Raw genomic sequence first — 16,308 nt, 5'->3', positions numbered from 1 at the left:
GAAAAAGAATATGATTTCTGTAGACGGAATTGCAGTAGAGTTTAGCGGAGAAACCCTATTTAGCAATGTTTCTTTTGTAATTAATGAGAATGATAAAATTGCTCTAATGGGTAAAAATGGAGCAGGTAAATCTACCATGATGAAGATCATTGCAGGCGCTCAAAAGGCAACCAGAGGAAATGTACGAGCTCCTAAAGAAGCAGTGATTGCATATCTGCCACAGCATTTATTAACGGATGACGATTGTACTGTATTTGAAGAAGCATCCAAAGCTTTTGGTCAGATTCACGAGATGCAAAGCGAAATGGACCGTCTTAATAAGGAACTAGAAACTCGCACGGATTACGATTCTGAAGAGTATATGGGCATAATCCAAAAAGTAACTGACTTAGGAGAAAAATTTTATGCTATAGAAGAGGTAAATTATGATGCAGAAGTAGAGAAAGCATTGCAGGGGTTAGGTTTTAAAAGAGCAGATTTTACTCGACCAACTAGTGAATTTAGCGGGGGTTGGAGAATGCGTATTGAGCTTGCTAAAATATTACTACAAAAACCGGATCTGATTCTCTTGGATGAGCCTACGAACCACGTGGATATAGAATCGGTAATCTGGTTAGAGGATTTCTTACTAAATAAAGCAAAAGCGGTTATTGTAATTTCTCATGATAAAGCATTTATAGATAATATAACCAATAGAACGATAGAAGTTACTATGGGTAGAATCTATGATTATAAAGCGAATTATACGCACTACTTGCAGTTAAGAGAAGATAGACGTGCACATCAGATAAAAGCATATCAGGAACAACAAAAGTTTATTGCGGATACCAAACAATTTATAGACAGGTTTAAAGGAACTTATTCTAAAACGAATCAGGTAAATTCTCGTGAGCGTATGCTAGAGAAATTAGATATTATAGAAATTGATGAAGTAGATACTTCTTCACTAAAACTTAGATTTCCGCCATCGGCTCGTTCTGGTGATTATCCTGTAATAGCTAAAGATTTATCAAAAAAATATGATGATCTTGTAGTTTTTAAAGATGCCAGTATGTCTATTGCAAGAGGAGAAAAAGTTTCTTTTGTAGGAAGAAATGGAGAAGGGAAATCTACGATGATTAAAGCCATTATGGGTGAAATAGACTTTGAAGGACAGTGTGACTTGGGGCATAATGCAAGAGTTGGATACTTCGCACAAAACCAAGCGGCTTTGTTGGATCCTAATCTCACTGTTTTTCAAACAGTTGATGAGGTTGCCAAAGGAGATGTAAGAACACAGATCAAAAATATACTTGGGCAATTTATGTTTAGCGGAGATCATATCGATAAAAAAGTGGGTGTGCTTTCTGGTGGAGAAAGAACAAGGCTTGCCATGGTGAAATTGCTTCTGGAACCAGTCAACGTATTAATTTTGGATGAGCCCACAAATCACTTAGATATTAGATCTAAAGATGTTTTAAAAGAAGCCTTGTTAGCTTTCGATGGTGCGCTGATACTGGTTTCTCACGATCGTGATTTTTTAAGAGGATTATCCAATAAAGTTTTTGAATTTAAAGATAAAAGAGTTATCGAACATTTTGAAACTATCGATGCTTTCTTAGAACGAAACAGAATGGAAAACCTTAATGAGATTCATCTTAAGAATTCCTAAATGGTATTTACTTTACACTAATTAGGAATAAAAACCGAAACCCAAGTTTTATTTCAATTCTATTTTATCAATTTCTAATCGGAATTGTTCTGCTTTTTTATTACCAATAAGAAATGCAATTTCTTGCATAGTTTCTGTTGGATAATTTGGTAAATCTAAGTTTCTACCTCTAAATGCCGGGTACATTTCTGATAATGAAATCTCGATAGTTTGCCAATTCCCAGTAGTTGTAAAATGAGCAATATAAGAATACCGATCATAACTATTGGTTTTTACTCTAAATTGATATTTTTTTTCATCTCCTTTAAGCCTGATTAAAACCTTTGTAAATCCCTTCACCTTTTGGGTGTCAAAACGATGGCGCACAGAAGAAAATCCACCATTATTTTCTAAAGAAACAGTTCCTTCAAAAACAGCGTTACCTTCCTTGTTAATTTCGAAATTACCTTGTGATAAACCACCCATCACGCCATCATCAACAACATTCCAATTGGATAGGTTGCTATCTTTGTTAAAATCAAAAATAATAAGGGATGACATAATTATTGATATATAGATACAAAATGAAATAGTATTCATAGCTGATAAAATATTTGATTTTTATCAATTACTCCTTCAGTTGTTCTATCTTTTTCAGTATTTCTTCAGCTTCAGCTTGTTTAGTATCACTAGCTTTTCGGTTTGTGTGTGATAGCTTATATGATTCTTCCATTAAAGCTCTATATTTTTTCTGAAGTTGCTCCTTTTCTGATTTCTTTTTGAATAATGTAAACATAGCAAAGGTTTTATTATAAAGGTAGCATATAAGGCTTTAAACATATCAGAAAGTTATCTTAAATTACTTTTTCAGATAAAGACTCAATAAATCTAAGGCTTCTTGATTTTGTTTTTCAGTTGCTATTGATAATGCTGTATCTCCACTAAACCCCTCTTTAGCGTATACATCGGCACCACTCTCGAGGAGAAATTTAGCAATATCTAGATGTTCAAACCTAAAACTCTCAATAAGCGGAGTGGTCATAGCTTCAGGATGTTGGTAATTAATATCAATTCCTGTTCTAACATAATATTTTACTAACTCTAAATCTCCAGTTTGTGATGCTAATAGCATATCTTTCCAATTGCCTCCTGACATAAATTTGCTTATTGTTTTATTAACATGTTGATAATTTTAGTGATAGGTTTTAATTCTGAGATATCTGTTGTTATGGATTCCAAAACACTGCTGCCTACTATAGAGAAATTTTCTTGTAATGCTTTTATGCAAGCTTCTGCCTCAGAAATAGTTACTCCATTAGGAACCTGATAATAGGTTTTGTTATAATCCTTAGGTTCTAAACAATCAAAATCGAAATGTAAGTAGAGGTTTGTTATTTTTTTTGATTGTAAAGTGTTAACTAAATCAGCAATATTGGTCTTTTTTGGTGCATAAATTTCGCCATCATTAATTCTAGTTTGTTCCGTGTCGTCAATATCTCTTACACCAACATAATGGATCTGAGAAGCTTCTATGAAAGTAAATAGAAGTGGATTCATATGCTCGGACCCTTCGCCTAATAATGTTCTTAGTGGCATACCATGAAAATTGCAACTGGGGGAATCACAAGGTTTATTAATATCTGCATGTGCATCAAACCAAATGACACCAAGATTAGGATACTTTTTATTAAGATAGGAGACAGGAACTATTTCTAATCCGCAATCTCCACCGATAGTTTTGATCGTATTGGGTTGTGATTCCTCAATACTTTTTTTCAGACGTGTTAACTGTTCTGTGATTGCATCGTAATTATGAATATCATGTTTTTTTGTACCATCTTTTCCAGCAGATATCTCCGATAATGGTACATGAATAAATTTTGGATCGTCTAGATAATCCAATATGGTTTTTGCTCCATTTTCTATGGTTTTACCTGTTCCGGATCCTTGCCACTGAGGAAAGTAGATTTTCACGTGTTCTCTTGTTAAATAGATTTAGCTTTTATATAAAAATTTGGGTCAATGCTTATTTCATTTGCAGTCAATTTTAGGATTTGCCATTCGGCATTAGGTTGTATCCATTGATCTTTTCCATCAATTTTTAAACGAACAGGCATATCAAAATCTTCTACAATATCTATGTATCTATATTTTAGTCCGTTATCATCAAAACCATATTCTAAAGTAGGGATTCTAGTGTCTCTTAAATATTGATTAAAGAAGGCCGTTAGATCGATTTTAGTTTTTTCACTAAGAAAATTTTCGATTTGCTTTGTGCTAACCGTTTGATGATAAAACTCTTTATTTAAACCTCTTAAAATAGATCTCCACTTATCGTCATCTTCTAATAACTGACGCAAGGTATGTAACATATTAGCTCCTTTATAATACATATCACTGGATCCTTCGTGATTCACATCATATTGCCCGATAATAGGTTTATCATTACTAATGCCACGTCTAGTGCCAATTACGTATTCTTCAGCAGCTTCTTTACCATAGTGGTAATCAAGAAATAGATTTTCTGAGTACGCTGTGAAACTTTCGTGAATCCACATATCAGCGATATCTTTATTTGTAATATTGTTAGCAAACCATTCGTGGCCTGATTCGTGGATGATGATGAAATCAAATTTCAATCCCCATCCGGTATCAGATAAATCATTTCCCAGATATCCATTTACGTATTTATTTCCATAGGTAACAGAGCTTTGATGTTCCATTCCTAAATAAGGCACTTCTACTAATTTAAAACTATCTTCATAAAAAGGATACGGTCCAAACCAGTGCTCGAAGGCTTTCATTGTTCTAGGAGCATCTTTAAATTGTTTTTTGGCAGCTTCGAGGTTATCTCTTAATACATAATAATCCATGTCTAAGATTCCTTTTTCACCTTCATATTTTTCACCGAAGTGAACGTAATCCCCAATATTAATATTAACTCCATAATTATTGATAGGATTGCTCACAAACCAGTGATACGTTTTTGTGTCAGGGGAACGCTCTTCTACTTTACGAAGTCTTCCATTACCTACATTCATCAAACCCTTCGGAACAGTTACGCTTACTAACATACTATCTACTTCATCATACATATGATCTTTGTTAGGCCACCAAACGCTGGCTCCTAATCCTTGACAAGAAGAGGCAATAAAGTGTTTGCCATTACTATCTTTTTTCCAGGAAATTCCTCCATCCCAAGGTGCTCGTACTGCTTCTCTTGGTTTTCCACTGTAGTAAACTTCTAATGTATTGATAGTACCTTTCTTTTGTGTTTGGAGGAGTGTGATAAAATGAGCATTTACTTCTGAATTTACTTTTAGTTCTTTTCCGTCTTGTACCACTTTTTCTATAACCAAAGGTGGTTGTAAATCCACTTGTAAGACATTATGATTTTCCAACACTTTATAATGTATAGTATTCTTTCCTTTTATAGTTTTCTTCTCAGGATCTACGGATATATCCAGATGGTTATAAGTAAGATCCCACCAAGCTCTTTCGGGAGTAATAGAACCTCTTAGCGTATCCTGTCTGGTAAATTTTTGTTGATGATCGAAAAGAGATGTTTGCGAAAAAATTGGAGATAATCCACAAACAATACATACTACTAAGAAAAGCTTATTCATTTACGTGTCAATTTATTTCAATAAAAATTCAATGGGAATATGTACTCGTTCATTCCAACTTTTTTCATCGTGTGATGCACCTTCAAACTTTTTAGTGATCCAATTTTCACCTTCGATGTATCCCTTATCCCTCATCATTTGATCTACTTGTTTCTGGTAAGGTTCATACTGAGCATCTAATGTTTCAGTTCCAAAATCAAAATATATTTTATGCGTTTTTGGATCTGGGAGGGTAGCAGGTAATGTTTTTATATAAGCTTCTCCTAATACAGGAACGGGCCAATGTGTTGATACACATCCGGCAGCACTAAACACCTCAGGATATTTACAGATCGCATATAAAGATATTAAACCTCCCATAGAAGATCCCATTATAGAGGTGTTTTCGACTTTAGCGTATACATTATATGTCTTGTCTATAAAAGGCTTTAATTCTTCTACTAAGAATTTTAAATACTCGTCCGAGTACAAATCATCAAAACCAGTGTTTTGTTTTAAAGCAGCTTTTACTTCGTCACTGCTAGTAAGTTCAGATGGAGATTCTGGCATGTATTCCGAAAAACGTTTTTTTACGGTATTCCAAGGAGCCACGACGATGGTATTTTTAATCTTTCCGATTTTAATTAAACTATCTATAGTTTCATCAACACCCCAATCAATACCTGTATAGGATGTCTTTGAATTAAATACATTTTGACCGTCATGCATATACAATACACTGTATTTATCTTTAGAATTACTATCATAGCCATCAGGTAGAAAAACCTCTACATTTCTTGGGATAACATGTTCTGATTTAAAGTTTTCATGAATGATAACTCTACCTTTAGTTTTTACAGATATTTTTTCTACTGTATCTAGTTGCGCAATTAATTTTCTTTTAATCGGTTCTTGTTTGCAAGAAAATAACAGTAGCAGCGTTAATATCGATATAGATTTAATAAACTTCATTCGATGTGGTTAAATTATTATAGTTAATATAATGAGAATTCGGTTATTTTCTGAAAATTCCGGAAGGAAATACTACGGGACTTTCGTGACCATCTTTTCCTACTGTTGCTATACCAAAAAAGTAATTATCAATAACAATACCATTTAGCGTAAAGTTATCTACATCACCAACGAAACGACTATGATCCCAAGTAGGAGAAGTGGTGTCTCTCCAGTAGATTTTATATCCTTTTATGTTTGAGTCATTTGCTTTTTTCCACCTAAACTTGGCAGAAGGTTCTACAATTCCTCCAATCTTAACTTCGGTTGGAGTAGGAGGAGCCCAAGCAATACCTGCCAGGTTAATTGCATTGACAGCCGTTAATTTTGCTGCGTAGTCAAAATTCACATGTTCGACTACATCACCATATTTGATTCCATTTTCTTCTCTTATATCCTGATGCTGTTGCGTATAGTTTTCGTGAGCTTCCATAATACGTATTCCTGCAAAACCAGCATCATTAAATGGACGATGGTGTCCGCCACGACCAAAACGATCTAAACGATACACCATCATTGGGTTCATCTCCGGCATATAGGTTTTGGTGGTTTTATAAATGTATCGTGCTAATTGACGAGAGATTCCATCCACTTCTCCACCATAAAAACGTCTTCGTTCTACAGTCTTTTTGTCATCGGTTAGATTCGTAGGTTCAGAAAAAATCCTAAAGGTTCTGTTATCTATTACTCCGTCTACTCCTTTGATATTTCCGATCATATCGTTATTCATGACTCCAATAATATCCCAATTATTTTCTTTTGCGTATTTCGCTAAGCCTTGACCTCCAAAAAGGCCTTGTTCTTCTCCGGATAATCCAACATATATAATACTACTTTCGAACTTATATTTAGATAAAACTCTAGCTGCTTCAATAGCTCCAGCCATTCCTGTGGCATTATCGTTTGCTCCGGGAGCATCATCTGTAAAATTGGTTGGGTCAGTAATCCTTGAATCGATGTCACCACTCATCATAATAAAACGATTAGGGTATTTTGTACCTCGTTGTATGGCAACAACATTCACTACCATAACATCTTTAACAATACGTTGATTAGTACCTTTTTTTACCAAATCTTTTTGATAAAAAACTTCTAGACAATTATTGCAAGTTTTAGATATGTTATCGAACTCTGATTTAATCCATCTCCTGGCGGCACCAATTCCTCTTGTTGTTGAAACTGTGTCGCTTAGTGTATGCCTTGTGCCAAAATCTGCCAGTTTTTTGATATCTGCTTCGATTCTTTCTGAAGAAACGGCATCAATAATATCATATATTCTTTGATCGGTTTGCGCGGTTATAATGATTGTAAATAAAAAGAGTGTTGAGGTAAGAATGATCTTCATTTGTGTTAATTTGATCGCCTAATTTAAGTAAAAGCGATCATTGGATACTACTCCTTAACAAATTTATAAGACCAAGTGCTATTCCTATCTTTCAACAAAAAACTCTTAGATATACTACATATATCATTACTGGAATGATAAAGTGTATGAGTTTAAAACTAAAGTTAAGGCTATCTGAGGATATGGAAATTAATAATAGCACTAGTAATAAACCACCAAATAGAACTCCATAACTGTAACCTATTTTAAGGAGTAAGCTAAGTTTGCTATATCTTCTTCTGTGAAATCTGCAGCTGCTTTATGGTAAATAACTAATCATTGTAGTTGAATTCTAAAAAGTTAATGATTATATATTAATTTATAATCTCCTTGTTTATTTATTAATTGCTTACTCAAAGAATTAGAATCTATATTAAAAAAAGATAAATATGATTCGATAAAATCATTAAAAACACCTTCCTGATTTTTATCCCTACTAACAATTTTTAAACGCTTTTTTTTACTCCAGATTAATTCAATTGTTCGGTAGCGATTTTTTAAAGAAGTGTCATCATTTTTGCGAATAATGGTTTGAGTTATTTTTTTACTATCTAATTCTAGTATTGTTTTATGACCCCTCTTAATAAGAATTTTATCTCCTACTAAGGCATACGTTTTCAAATAAAAGAAATGAAATAGAAGTTTAAAAAACACCCAAGTAAACGGAGTGATTATAATAGTATAAATTATAAGTGTAGGAAATAGTGATATCTTTCCTAAACTAGTAAAAAGTAGCTCAGTTATAATAAACCAAGGTAATCCAATTATTAGAAAACTTCCCGTAAGGAAAACCAAAACGGCTTGGTAATATTTTCGAAAAATGAAAGCTTTGAATTCGAACTCTTTTTTTTGCATGTGTGTTATTTTTTATCCAAAATATTATAACTCCTGAGAATCGTTTAGTACGTATTTTTTAATGATTTTGTTTTTCTTTTTTTCTTTAATAGTTTGATAACTGGAATTTTGTAAATAATATTCTAAATGCTTTTTGAAAGCTAAAAACTCTTGGTAATATATGTTCTTGTTTTTATGAAAATTCTTCTTCAAAGTTTTTAAAAATAAGGAACGGCTAGTTTTTTGTTTAAACTTTATATAGAAAACACCATCTGTTTCTGTTTTAGTATACTCAACAATACTAATATATTCGAAATCCTTTAGAGGAGTATCAATGAATATATTTTGCGAATTCGTTTTTATAAATATTCTTTGTTGATTTAAATCTATAATAAGTTTTTTAAAGAAAATTGTTGAGAGAATTGCCATCGTTATGGATAGATAGAGCATTGCAGAACCATATTTGTATACTCTCTTCATTAATCCAGAAAGTGTTTCATACCATTCGTTTAATTCAAATATATGCATTAATAAGAATGGTAGTATTATACCGGATACCAAAACGAAACACGCAATAAAAATAGCAAGTGCTTCAGAACGATACATTACTGTTTTAAAAATAAATTTTTCTTTATATATCCTATATGATGTGTATGTCTCGATACCTTAATCAAGTTTTCTTACATATACTTACTTGTACTCTGAATATTATGCGCTACATCTTCTATAATAGTTAATATGGTATCATTAATAACTCTATCAAATAAAGAATAAATGAGAATCAAAGTCACATTTTTAATTTATCATTCCAATCTATTTACCAGTAGTTAATTCAGGACATTCACTTTGTAACATTGTCATATATATTAATTGAAAATAAAATGGATTTACCTCATTGTTCTCATTTAATAAAGAAATGCCTTGTTCTTTATATTCATTTTCTAAAATCTCTTTGTTATCAATAATAACTTTAGTAGTACAAACTCTAGTGTCTTTAGCGGTATCATTCTCAATACATTGACAGGCTTGCTTAGCTACGGTAGTAGTAATGGATTCTGAGCAGCTGATAATAAAAAAAGCCAAACCTAAAAAAAGTAATTGTGTAGTTTTCATAATTGAATTATTAAATAAATACAGAAAAAACTTATAAACAGTGGTATGAAAATTATCAAAAGCCCTTCTAATTGTCTTTTTTCAGCGATATACTCATGCACACTTTGTACATATGTAGCTTCCAAATCATACCTGTCTTTTATAAACCTAAAAACCTTGATACTGCTTATTTTTTTCTTTTCATTATAGTTATATTTTTTATGCAAATTTTCTTTAGTCATAAAAACTGTAATCATCTTATTTTTCCAACTAGATATGATATCATATGTAGGCTGATGGCCTATAGAACTAATAGTTACATGTTTAGAAAGTTCTTTATTAAAAAAGGTGATATAATATTCGTAAACATTTGCACCCATGCCATAATAGTTAAACACTCTTTTATGAACCTCAGTAGTTACTACTTTATCCATTTTTATGGGGATTTCTTGCCAACCAGAGATTTCTTTATTAACTAATTTGGTATAGTATATTTCGACAATAACCTTTAAATATAGCGCATACGCTATTACAGGTATTATAATATATAGGAGTTTAAGACTAAAGTTAAGGTTATCAGAAAATATTGAAATTAGTAATAACAGTAGTAATAATACTCCGATCAAAACACTACAACCATACCCTATCTTAATAAGTAAATTTAGATTATTTTTTCTAAACATTAAATTGGTGATTGCGCAGATATTGTTCCTTGTCCACTTATTAAATCCATAGAAGCAGCAATTGCTAATTCTTTCCTAGCACTTTCTGTAAACCAGGTGGAAACAAATGGGAGAATAAGAGCAACTACCGAAAATGATTCAATTTTTTTTGCTGCGGCTAGTCTGTTTCCTGTTCTTACTGTTTCAGAATTACTAACTCTTTCTATTTGTACTTGATCTTTAGTAAGGCTTGTTCTTCCATGTTTTTCTATTGCTCTTGCTATTTCAGGATTTGTTTTTTTGAGATTTCTAAGTGCTGCTCTTCTTTGGGAACGAGGCATTCTATATAATCTTTCATATATAGGAAGGTTCTCTTTTGCAACTCCCCGTTCTGTTAAAATTCTTCTTGCCTCTTCCCAATTCTGAAAACTTAATACATCCCCAATGTTTTCGGGGTCACTAGGATCTATAGTTCCTGTATCACTTATCCATTCAGGCACATAACTAAGACCTTCTACTTCATTTAGATTTTCATAGCTTTCGTTATCTTCTAAAGAATTAGACCTAATGATATCTTTTTCTGCTGTGGTTGCTAGTGATATCAATGGTGTACCTATAGCAGTGGTTAAAAACATTTTACCTACTGCACCCCATCCTGCAGCACCAGCTGAAACTAAACCAAAACCAAACAAAAATGAAATTGCCATATTAGCACCAACCTCAACAGAGTTCCCAAAGGCAATTTCTTCGGCTGCTTTCTGAGCCAGACCTGGATCAAGAATTGGTTTTAAAATCCCTGATTTTCCACAAGTCATAATTGACATTTGGGTAACTGCCGGACTTTGGTCTAATTTTACAGTACTATGTTGCAAAGACCAAGCTCCAGCTTCTAGATTGGGAGTACAAGTATGCGATACCTTTGCAACGACATACGTTACTGCACCAGCAGCCATAACGGCAGCTCCAACGGCTATAACAGCCCAACCTATTGGTCCTGATAAAATCAAAGCAGCTCCCAATAATAAGCCAGCTCCAAAAGCAAAAAGCGAACCTGCTAAATTCATAGGGATTTTGCAAGCAAAAGCTACTTGTATATTTTTATCCGCTATAGTTAATAATGGTTCTTTCTTACTTTTATACATTACAGTAACGGCACTTCTAGTTACTATTAGTTCACTAGGAGCTGGGCTAGTTTGATATGTACAAACAACGGGTGTTTTATTAGGAATATATTTTGCACTCATATCTTTACCTGTTTAAGATTAAACTCTGTTATAAATTCATAGTTATTCTTAATTTGTTCAGAAAAAACAGCTTTTCCTTCAGTTATATAGCCTGTTTTCTTATCTATACGATAAGATTGTCTATATATGTAATTATATTCTGTAAAGTTATACTGTATCATTGGTTTGTAAAACAAATTATACTGTCTTATGAGCTCCTCATTGTCTAATGTATCTCTAATTAATGTTCCTACTTTTCTTTTATAAATAAAATCATTATCCTCTTTAATTGTAGTCTCTGAGATCTCCAATTTAACTTTTACTTTTTGGAATATCTGTGATATAAATGTCAAAGTAGTTATTTTTGTTTTATGATCTAAGTCTATTAGATAGGAATCAAGTAAAATGTTATAGAAGACATTTTTATCTAATGTTTTTATGAGGTTTTTTTCATTTTTAAATTCAATATCTCCATTGTCAATAATATCCTTTGCGGCATTTTTATTAGCTTTTTTTAATTCCTGAAAAAAATCGGTATCAGGCAATACTTTGGTTTTAAACTTGATCCAAGATTCTGATAAGTTATTTAGATTAAGAATTTGTTTTATTTTTCCATTCTCGTTTAATTGCAACGAAATATTTTCTTTCCAATATTCTAAATCTCGAAATGCATCCATTGCAATTTCAAAGTGCTTGGGTTCTGAACTATAAACATAATCTTCTAGAACGGAATTAAACACGATGTTTTTTTCTTTTTTCAGAAACTCTACGAGATATTCTTTTTTTATGTTTGCGTGGAAAATTATTGATTTATCACTGTGTGTACTATTTGTTTGTTCGCAACGATAACGTATTTTATTTGTTTTGTTTACTGGATTGAAAAAAGAATCATCATCAACTTGCACATTTCCCGAAGTTGTATCTTCTTCATCCAATAAAAAACTCAGTCTTTTTTTCTTAGACATTCCTTAACATTATTTTTTAATTAATATCAACATTAGAACCAATAATCTTTGCATTTCCATCCAGATAAACCTGGCTATTCTTAGAAATTACACTTATGTTATCGTTACCTGATAATCCTATGGTATCTCCGATTACAGTGATATTTTTACCTTTAAGTTCTATCGTTCCATCTTTTTTTAAGATCAAAGAACTTTCACCAACAACGACTTGAAATATTTCTTTTGCTACAATGTCAATTTTTCCGTCTTTATCCATGACCAGCGTACTAGACTCATCACCAACATTAACTTCAAATTTTTCATTAGCTTGTGATATTAAAAGTCCATTTCCATCTAGTTTTATACCAGCCGTTCCTTGATCGGTTATGGTTGTAGAGCCTTCTTTATCATCCAATACCAATTTAGTTCCACTTCTGGATTGAATTGCTTTAATATCATTAGCATCACTCTGGAACGCTCCTGGCTGTGCTGCGCCTGTGTATAAACTTCCCATTACATAAGGTCGTTCTGCATTTCCTCCTTCGAAGCCTATAAGGACTTCTTCTCCTTTTTCTGGAATAAAGTGAAATCCTTTTTCACCTCCTGCGTGTGGCGAAACAACCCGTAACCAGGGAGTTAGTTCTCCATAAGGTTTTTGCCAAGGAAACTGAACACGAATTCTACTCAATCCATCTGGATCAACATTTTCCATCACCGTCGCAATCTGAGTTTCACTTTTAGGAAATGCCATCATATCTGTATTAGGATATACATCTAATTCTGCAGTAATTCCTTCGAATTCATTCTGATACTTCCCATTTTCTGATGCGGAGTGGGTTACTTTGATGATTCTAAAAGAGCCATACCCTGTCATATCATCTTGTATCGTAACTACATCTCCTAAATTAACCCCAGGATTATCACTTTTTCCTTTTACAATCACTTGGTTTACTACCGTAGCCTTTTTTTGTTGAACGACGTGAGTATCGAGTCGTTGTTTTAACTTAGCGTCATCGTATGAGTTAATATAAACAGCGGTTTCTTTTGCGAATATAGCTTCACTTTTATCATTTGTAAACTGATTAAATCCATTGACTCCAGTATCAACTTCTGTAGTTGATTTTTCATGTCGCTCATCAGTTAAATAATCATTGGTGAAGTATTTGTATTTATTAGGTTTTGGAGCTAGTTTTAGAGAAAACTCCTGTAGATCAATACCATAAGAAAGAGGAACGGTGTCATATTCAGTTGTTCCAAAAACCAATGAATTGCCATTGTAATAAAACCATTCGCTGTATTGTGCGGCAAGTCTAGTTGCATATTCATATGAGCTTTCGTTTTGCTGCACACTATAATGTAAAGCATCTGTTTTTGTAGGGTCAAAAGCTAATGCTAACATAGAAGTATCATATCCCTGAAATGTTTTCTGTAGGATATCAGATAAAGATACATCATTATGAGATGCATAATGAGGACCATCATCTGCTATTATAGAACTACTCTTACCAGAAATTACAACGCTGTCACCTGTGGCGTTTTGGAATCCTTTAGTACTGTTTACAGATGTAACAATTCCTTTGAACGCTAATTCTTTATAACCTCCTACGAATCCTAAAGCTTTTATTTGTACTATAAAAGACTCTCCTAAAAAGTTCTTAGTCTGAGATACCATTTCTCCTGATAGCTGTTCTAAAACATCTGTTCTACAAACTAACTCAAAATCGTGATGTTCCGTTATTTTTTGTTTAAGAGAAAAAGTTTTGAACGAGGTTATAGGTGTTCCTCCTATGTAAATATCTAATTTTGATTGCAGCGCCATAAATGATTGTTGGTTTTAGATTTTCCTATTAGTACTACGATGAGCATATTTGTTACCTAAATAACGGTTTTTCCTCCTTATTATTAATTGTTTTCGATGAGTTACTTTAATTTTCGTTTAATAGCATCTTACTTTATGTTTTACTTACAATATACGAGTATATGTTTTTTGTTTTGTATGCTTTGATGTTACATTTTACTGGTTTTACAAAGAAGCATTACTTTTTCATCATACTTACTTTCAGAATTACACCACTTTAGTTTTTGAGCTATTTTTTCAGGAATTTTTACATGCTTAGAATTTTGAAACCCGAATTTTAAATAGAAATTCGATAAGTTTTCAAAGGGTAAACACCAGATGGTTGCTATACCGAATGAGTTTTCCTCACATAAATGCTGAACTATCTTTTCTGCAACTCCAAAACCTCTAAAATTTGGAAATACGTAAATTCCTCCAAGCTCTATGTTATTGTTGTCAATTTGGACTAATCTACCGAGTCCAGCATTTTCATTTTCTACTTTAGCAATAATGATATACTCGTTTTCATAATTGGATTTTACAAAACCTACTTCAGAATATTTTACATTTATCCAATTTATTTCATTTTTCTCGGCTTGTTTTATTCTTATTGTTTTCATGTTAGTTTCCTAGTGATTTAGATTACTTACAAAGATGTTTTATATGAAAGGTAGGGTAGAAGATCTTTACTAAGTTTCAGATTAATACTAAACCAAAAATAAGTATTTGTTCTTATCTTTTTAATCATACCAGTATACGTTAAATGATTCTGTTTTTTTGGAACAATATAATTGCCAATAAATTTCACTTCCATTATTTTTTTCTCTAATAGCTCCAAATTGAAATAGCATTCCGTCATTATGATTATATCGCTGTCTTCTGCTTATAAACTGTATTGGGAATAATTTTGTAATTGTTTTTAATGTAGTTGAACTATCAATCCTAAATCCGTTATATTCTAAGTAATTATTATTTATCGTGAAATCAATATTAGAAAAAGCAGTTTCGCCATTTAGTTCTTCGTATTCAATTCCGTTTTTGTAGTAATATTTCATGTTGATATCATCATAGATCCAACCTCCTTCACCGTATTCTAAATAATTATAGGGAATGTCTTGAACAATATGCAAAATTTCATTTTCATATTCCCTTTTGGTTTTGTCAGAAAAATCATTTTCAACTACATTATATGACCGAATACTATCTGGTCTTCCCATAACTTCTAAAAAATCATTTAGTGGCGATATTGTTTTTAACTTTCCGTTGATTAGAAGTTCATTGCCTTCAATTCCTTTTGGATTTAGCTTTTCAGATAATTTGTTAAATGGGATGATGTACCCATTAAAAGCATAACCTTCCGTTCCATTTAATAATCTTACTTTACACCAGTTTCCGTGAACAGGTCCGTCTTCTTCATCCTCAATAGTTTCCTTTTTATTAGGTAGATTTTCAATAACTTCCACCGGTTCTAAATATTTCAAAACTGTAATTCGTTGTGCATCTAAGGAGGGTTTCTTACGTAAAGATAATTTGTTTGCAATCGTATAAAAGTAATTTTTAGAAGGTTTATCGTCAAAACTGTTAGACAATCGTAACATCGCTTCCGCTTTTGATAGTTTTCCGTTTTTAATAATACTTTTTTTATCAAATCCATTCATTTTTAAAAGCTTAGATAATTCATCATAAGTTTTTAAATGTTGATTAAAAATGAATCCGACTTTTCCGTTTAAGGTTCTTATTTTACAGATATATCCTTTTAAATCTTTGCGATTATAATACCCACCGTAACTAACGGTGTGTTTTAAATCTTTGTGCTTTTTAAGAATCTCGACAGGTTCTAAAAAATCAAGTGTATCTATTTTTTCAGAACTGTAGTTAATATTGATGTCGCTATATAAAATAGTGCCATTTTCTACGACATAATAATAGGTAGTATCCTGAGAGATTGTTTTTTGTTTTGCATGCTCTGATATTGTATTTTTTGTTTTTTTTACAGCTTGCTGATTTTTTTCTTTGCAAGAAAAAAATAGACTGAGAATTAATATTATCGTAATTCTAGAAATCATGTTTTTACGTTTTTTTAGAG

General features: G+C 32.2%; 17 protein-coding genes. 1 reads left to right on the top strand and 16 read right to left on the bottom strand.

Going from position 1 to position 16,308, the window contains the following annotated elements:
* Positions 1-10 precede the first annotated feature (10 nt).
* Positions 11-1,651 (top strand): ABC-F family ATP-binding cassette domain-containing protein, encoded by a 1,641-nt coding sequence (locus D1818_RS06820; RefSeq protein ID WP_118457300.1) that lies wholly within the window; start codon positions 11-13, stop codon positions 1,649-1,651.
* Between the two features lie 48 nt (positions 1,652-1,699).
* On the opposite strand, the gene D1818_RS06815 is transcribed toward D1818_RS06820, so the two are convergent.
* The 16 genes from D1818_RS06815 to D1818_RS06740 all read right to left on the bottom strand — a co-directional run bounded on the left by D1818_RS06815 (position 1,700) and on the right by D1818_RS06740 (position 16,288).
* Positions 1,700-2,191 carry a CIA30 family protein gene (locus D1818_RS06815; protein WP_118457298.1) on the bottom strand — a complete coding sequence of 164 codons (492 nt, stop codon included), beginning with the start codon at positions 2,189-2,191 and terminating at the stop codon, positions 1,700-1,702.
* Between the two features lie 67 nt (positions 2,192-2,258).
* Positions 2,259-2,426, bottom strand: coding sequence for a Lacal_2735 family protein (locus tag D1818_RS06810; protein WP_118457295.1), 168 nt, complete (start codon positions 2,424-2,426; stop codon positions 2,259-2,261).
* Positions 2,427-2,489: 63 nt separating this feature from the next.
* Entirely contained in the window at positions 2,490-2,786 is a 297-nt protein-coding gene (locus D1818_RS06805) for an ankyrin repeat domain-containing protein (protein ID WP_118457293.1), read from the bottom strand.
* An 8-nt stretch (positions 2,787-2,794) separates the two neighbouring features.
* Positions 2,795-3,604, bottom strand: coding sequence for an arginase family protein (locus D1818_RS06800; protein WP_158596972.1), 810 nt, complete (start codon positions 3,602-3,604; stop codon positions 2,795-2,797).
* An 11-nt stretch (positions 3,605-3,615) separates the two neighbouring features.
* On the bottom strand, positions 3,616-5,256 hold the full coding sequence (locus D1818_RS06795; protein ID WP_118457289.1) for a M1 family metallopeptidase: 1,641 nt from the start codon (positions 5,254-5,256) through the stop codon (positions 3,616-3,618).
* 12 nt (positions 5,257-5,268) lie between these two features.
* Entirely contained in the window at positions 5,269-6,207 is a 939-nt protein-coding gene (locus tag D1818_RS06790) for an alpha/beta hydrolase (protein ID WP_118457287.1), read from the bottom strand.
* Positions 6,208-6,250: 43 nt separating this feature from the next.
* Complete coding sequence (locus tag D1818_RS06785; RefSeq protein ID WP_118457285.1) at positions 6,251-7,591, bottom strand: M28 family peptidase; 1,341 nt, start codon at positions 7,589-7,591, stop codon at positions 6,251-6,253.
* Between the two features lie 339 nt (positions 7,592-7,930).
* The gene (locus D1818_RS06780) at positions 7,931-8,485 is read right to left on the bottom strand and encodes a hypothetical protein (RefSeq protein ID WP_118457283.1); all 555 of its coding nucleotides are present in this window, start codon (positions 8,483-8,485) and stop codon (positions 7,931-7,933) included.
* 24 nt (positions 8,486-8,509) lie between these two features.
* Positions 8,510-9,070 (bottom strand): hypothetical protein, encoded by a 561-nt coding sequence (locus tag D1818_RS06775; protein ID WP_118457281.1) that lies wholly within the window; start codon positions 9,068-9,070, stop codon positions 8,510-8,512.
* A gap of 207 nt (positions 9,071-9,277) precedes the next feature.
* Entirely contained in the window at positions 9,278-9,577 is a 300-nt protein-coding gene (locus D1818_RS06770) for a hypothetical protein (protein ID WP_118457279.1), read from the bottom strand.
* Entirely contained in the window at positions 9,574-10,239 is a 666-nt protein-coding gene (locus D1818_RS06765) for a hypothetical protein (protein WP_118457277.1), read from the bottom strand. Before D1818_RS06765 ends, D1818_RS06770 begins: the two co-directional genes overlap by 4 nt.
* The gene (locus tag D1818_RS06760; RefSeq protein WP_118457274.1) at positions 10,239-11,462 is read right to left on the bottom strand and encodes a PAAR-like protein; all 1,224 of its coding nucleotides are present in this window, start codon (positions 11,460-11,462) and stop codon (positions 10,239-10,241) included. The genes D1818_RS06765 and D1818_RS06760 overlap by 1 nt, the downstream gene beginning before the upstream one ends.
* On the bottom strand, positions 11,459-12,406 hold the full coding sequence (locus D1818_RS06755) for a hypothetical protein (RefSeq protein ID WP_118457272.1): 948 nt from the start codon (positions 12,404-12,406) through the stop codon (positions 11,459-11,461). The genes D1818_RS06760 and D1818_RS06755 overlap by 4 nt, the downstream gene beginning before the upstream one ends.
* Before the next feature lie 16 nt (positions 12,407-12,422).
* Complete coding sequence (locus tag D1818_RS06750) at positions 12,423-14,204, bottom strand: type VI secretion system Vgr family protein (RefSeq protein WP_118457269.1); 1,782 nt, start codon at positions 14,202-14,204, stop codon at positions 12,423-12,425.
* Between the two features lie 188 nt (positions 14,205-14,392).
* Positions 14,393-14,842 carry a GNAT family N-acetyltransferase gene (locus tag D1818_RS06745; protein WP_118457267.1) on the bottom strand — a complete coding sequence of 150 codons (450 nt, stop codon included), beginning with the start codon at positions 14,840-14,842 and terminating at the stop codon, positions 14,393-14,395.
* Positions 14,843-14,962: 120 nt separating this feature from the next.
* The gene (locus D1818_RS06740; protein ID WP_118457265.1) at positions 14,963-16,288 is read right to left on the bottom strand and encodes an SH3 domain-containing protein; all 1,326 of its coding nucleotides are present in this window, start codon (positions 16,286-16,288) and stop codon (positions 14,963-14,965) included.
* Positions 16,289-16,308: the final 20 nt, after the last annotated feature.

It is taken from the genome of Aquimarina sp. BL5, assembly GCF_003443675.1.
Taxonomy (GTDB): Bacteria; Bacteroidota; Bacteroidia; order Flavobacteriales; family Flavobacteriaceae; genus Aquimarina.
This window is presented reverse-complemented; position numbering and strand designations above follow the sequence as displayed.

Excerpts from the sequence above, each read along its gene's own strand:
- D1818_RS06820 (WP_118457300.1), top strand. The coding sequence starts at position 11 with ATGATTTCTGTAGACGGAATTGCAGTAGAGTTTAGCGGAGAAACCCTA.
- D1818_RS06815 (WP_118457298.1), bottom strand. The coding sequence starts at position 2,191 with ATGTCATCCCTTATTATTTTTGATTTTAACAAAGATAGCAACCTATCC.
- D1818_RS06810 (WP_118457295.1), bottom strand. The coding sequence starts at position 2,426 with ATGTTTACATTATTCAAAAAGAAATCAGAAAAGGAGCAACTTCAGAAA.
- D1818_RS06805 (WP_118457293.1), bottom strand. The coding sequence starts at position 2,786 with ATGTCAGGAGGCAATTGGAAAGATATGCTATTAGCATCACAAACTGGA.
- D1818_RS06795 (WP_118457289.1), bottom strand. The coding sequence starts at position 5,256 with ATGAATAAGCTTTTCTTAGTAGTATGTATTGTTTGTGGATTATCTCCA.
- D1818_RS06790 (WP_118457287.1), bottom strand. The coding sequence starts at position 6,207 with ATGAAGTTTATTAAATCTATATCGATATTAACGCTGCTACTGTTATTT.
- D1818_RS06785 (WP_118457285.1), bottom strand. The coding sequence starts at position 7,591 with ATGAAGATCATTCTTACCTCAACACTCTTTTTATTTACAATCATTATA.
- D1818_RS06780 (WP_118457283.1), bottom strand. The coding sequence starts at position 8,485 with ATGCAAAAAAAAGAGTTCGAATTCAAAGCTTTCATTTTTCGAAAATAT.
- D1818_RS06775 (WP_118457281.1), bottom strand. The coding sequence starts at position 9,070 with ATGTATCGTTCTGAAGCACTTGCTATTTTTATTGCGTGTTTCGTTTTG.
- D1818_RS06770 (WP_118457279.1), bottom strand. The coding sequence starts at position 9,577 with ATGAAAACTACACAATTACTTTTTTTAGGTTTGGCTTTTTTTATTATC.
- D1818_RS06765 (WP_118457277.1), bottom strand. The coding sequence starts at position 10,239 with ATGTTTAGAAAAAATAATCTAAATTTACTTATTAAGATAGGGTATGGT.
- D1818_RS06760 (WP_118457274.1), bottom strand. The coding sequence starts at position 11,462 with ATGAGTGCAAAATATATTCCTAATAAAACACCCGTTGTTTGTACATAT.
- D1818_RS06755 (WP_118457272.1), bottom strand. The coding sequence starts at position 12,406 with ATGTCTAAGAAAAAAAGACTGAGTTTTTTATTGGATGAAGAAGATACA.
- D1818_RS06750 (WP_118457269.1), bottom strand. The coding sequence starts at position 14,204 with ATGGCGCTGCAATCAAAATTAGATATTTACATAGGAGGAACACCTATA.
- D1818_RS06745 (WP_118457267.1), bottom strand. The coding sequence starts at position 14,842 with ATGAAAACAATAAGAATAAAACAAGCCGAGAAAAATGAAATAAATTGG.
- D1818_RS06740 (WP_118457265.1), bottom strand. The coding sequence starts at position 16,288 with ATGATTTCTAGAATTACGATAATATTAATTCTCAGTCTATTTTTTTCT.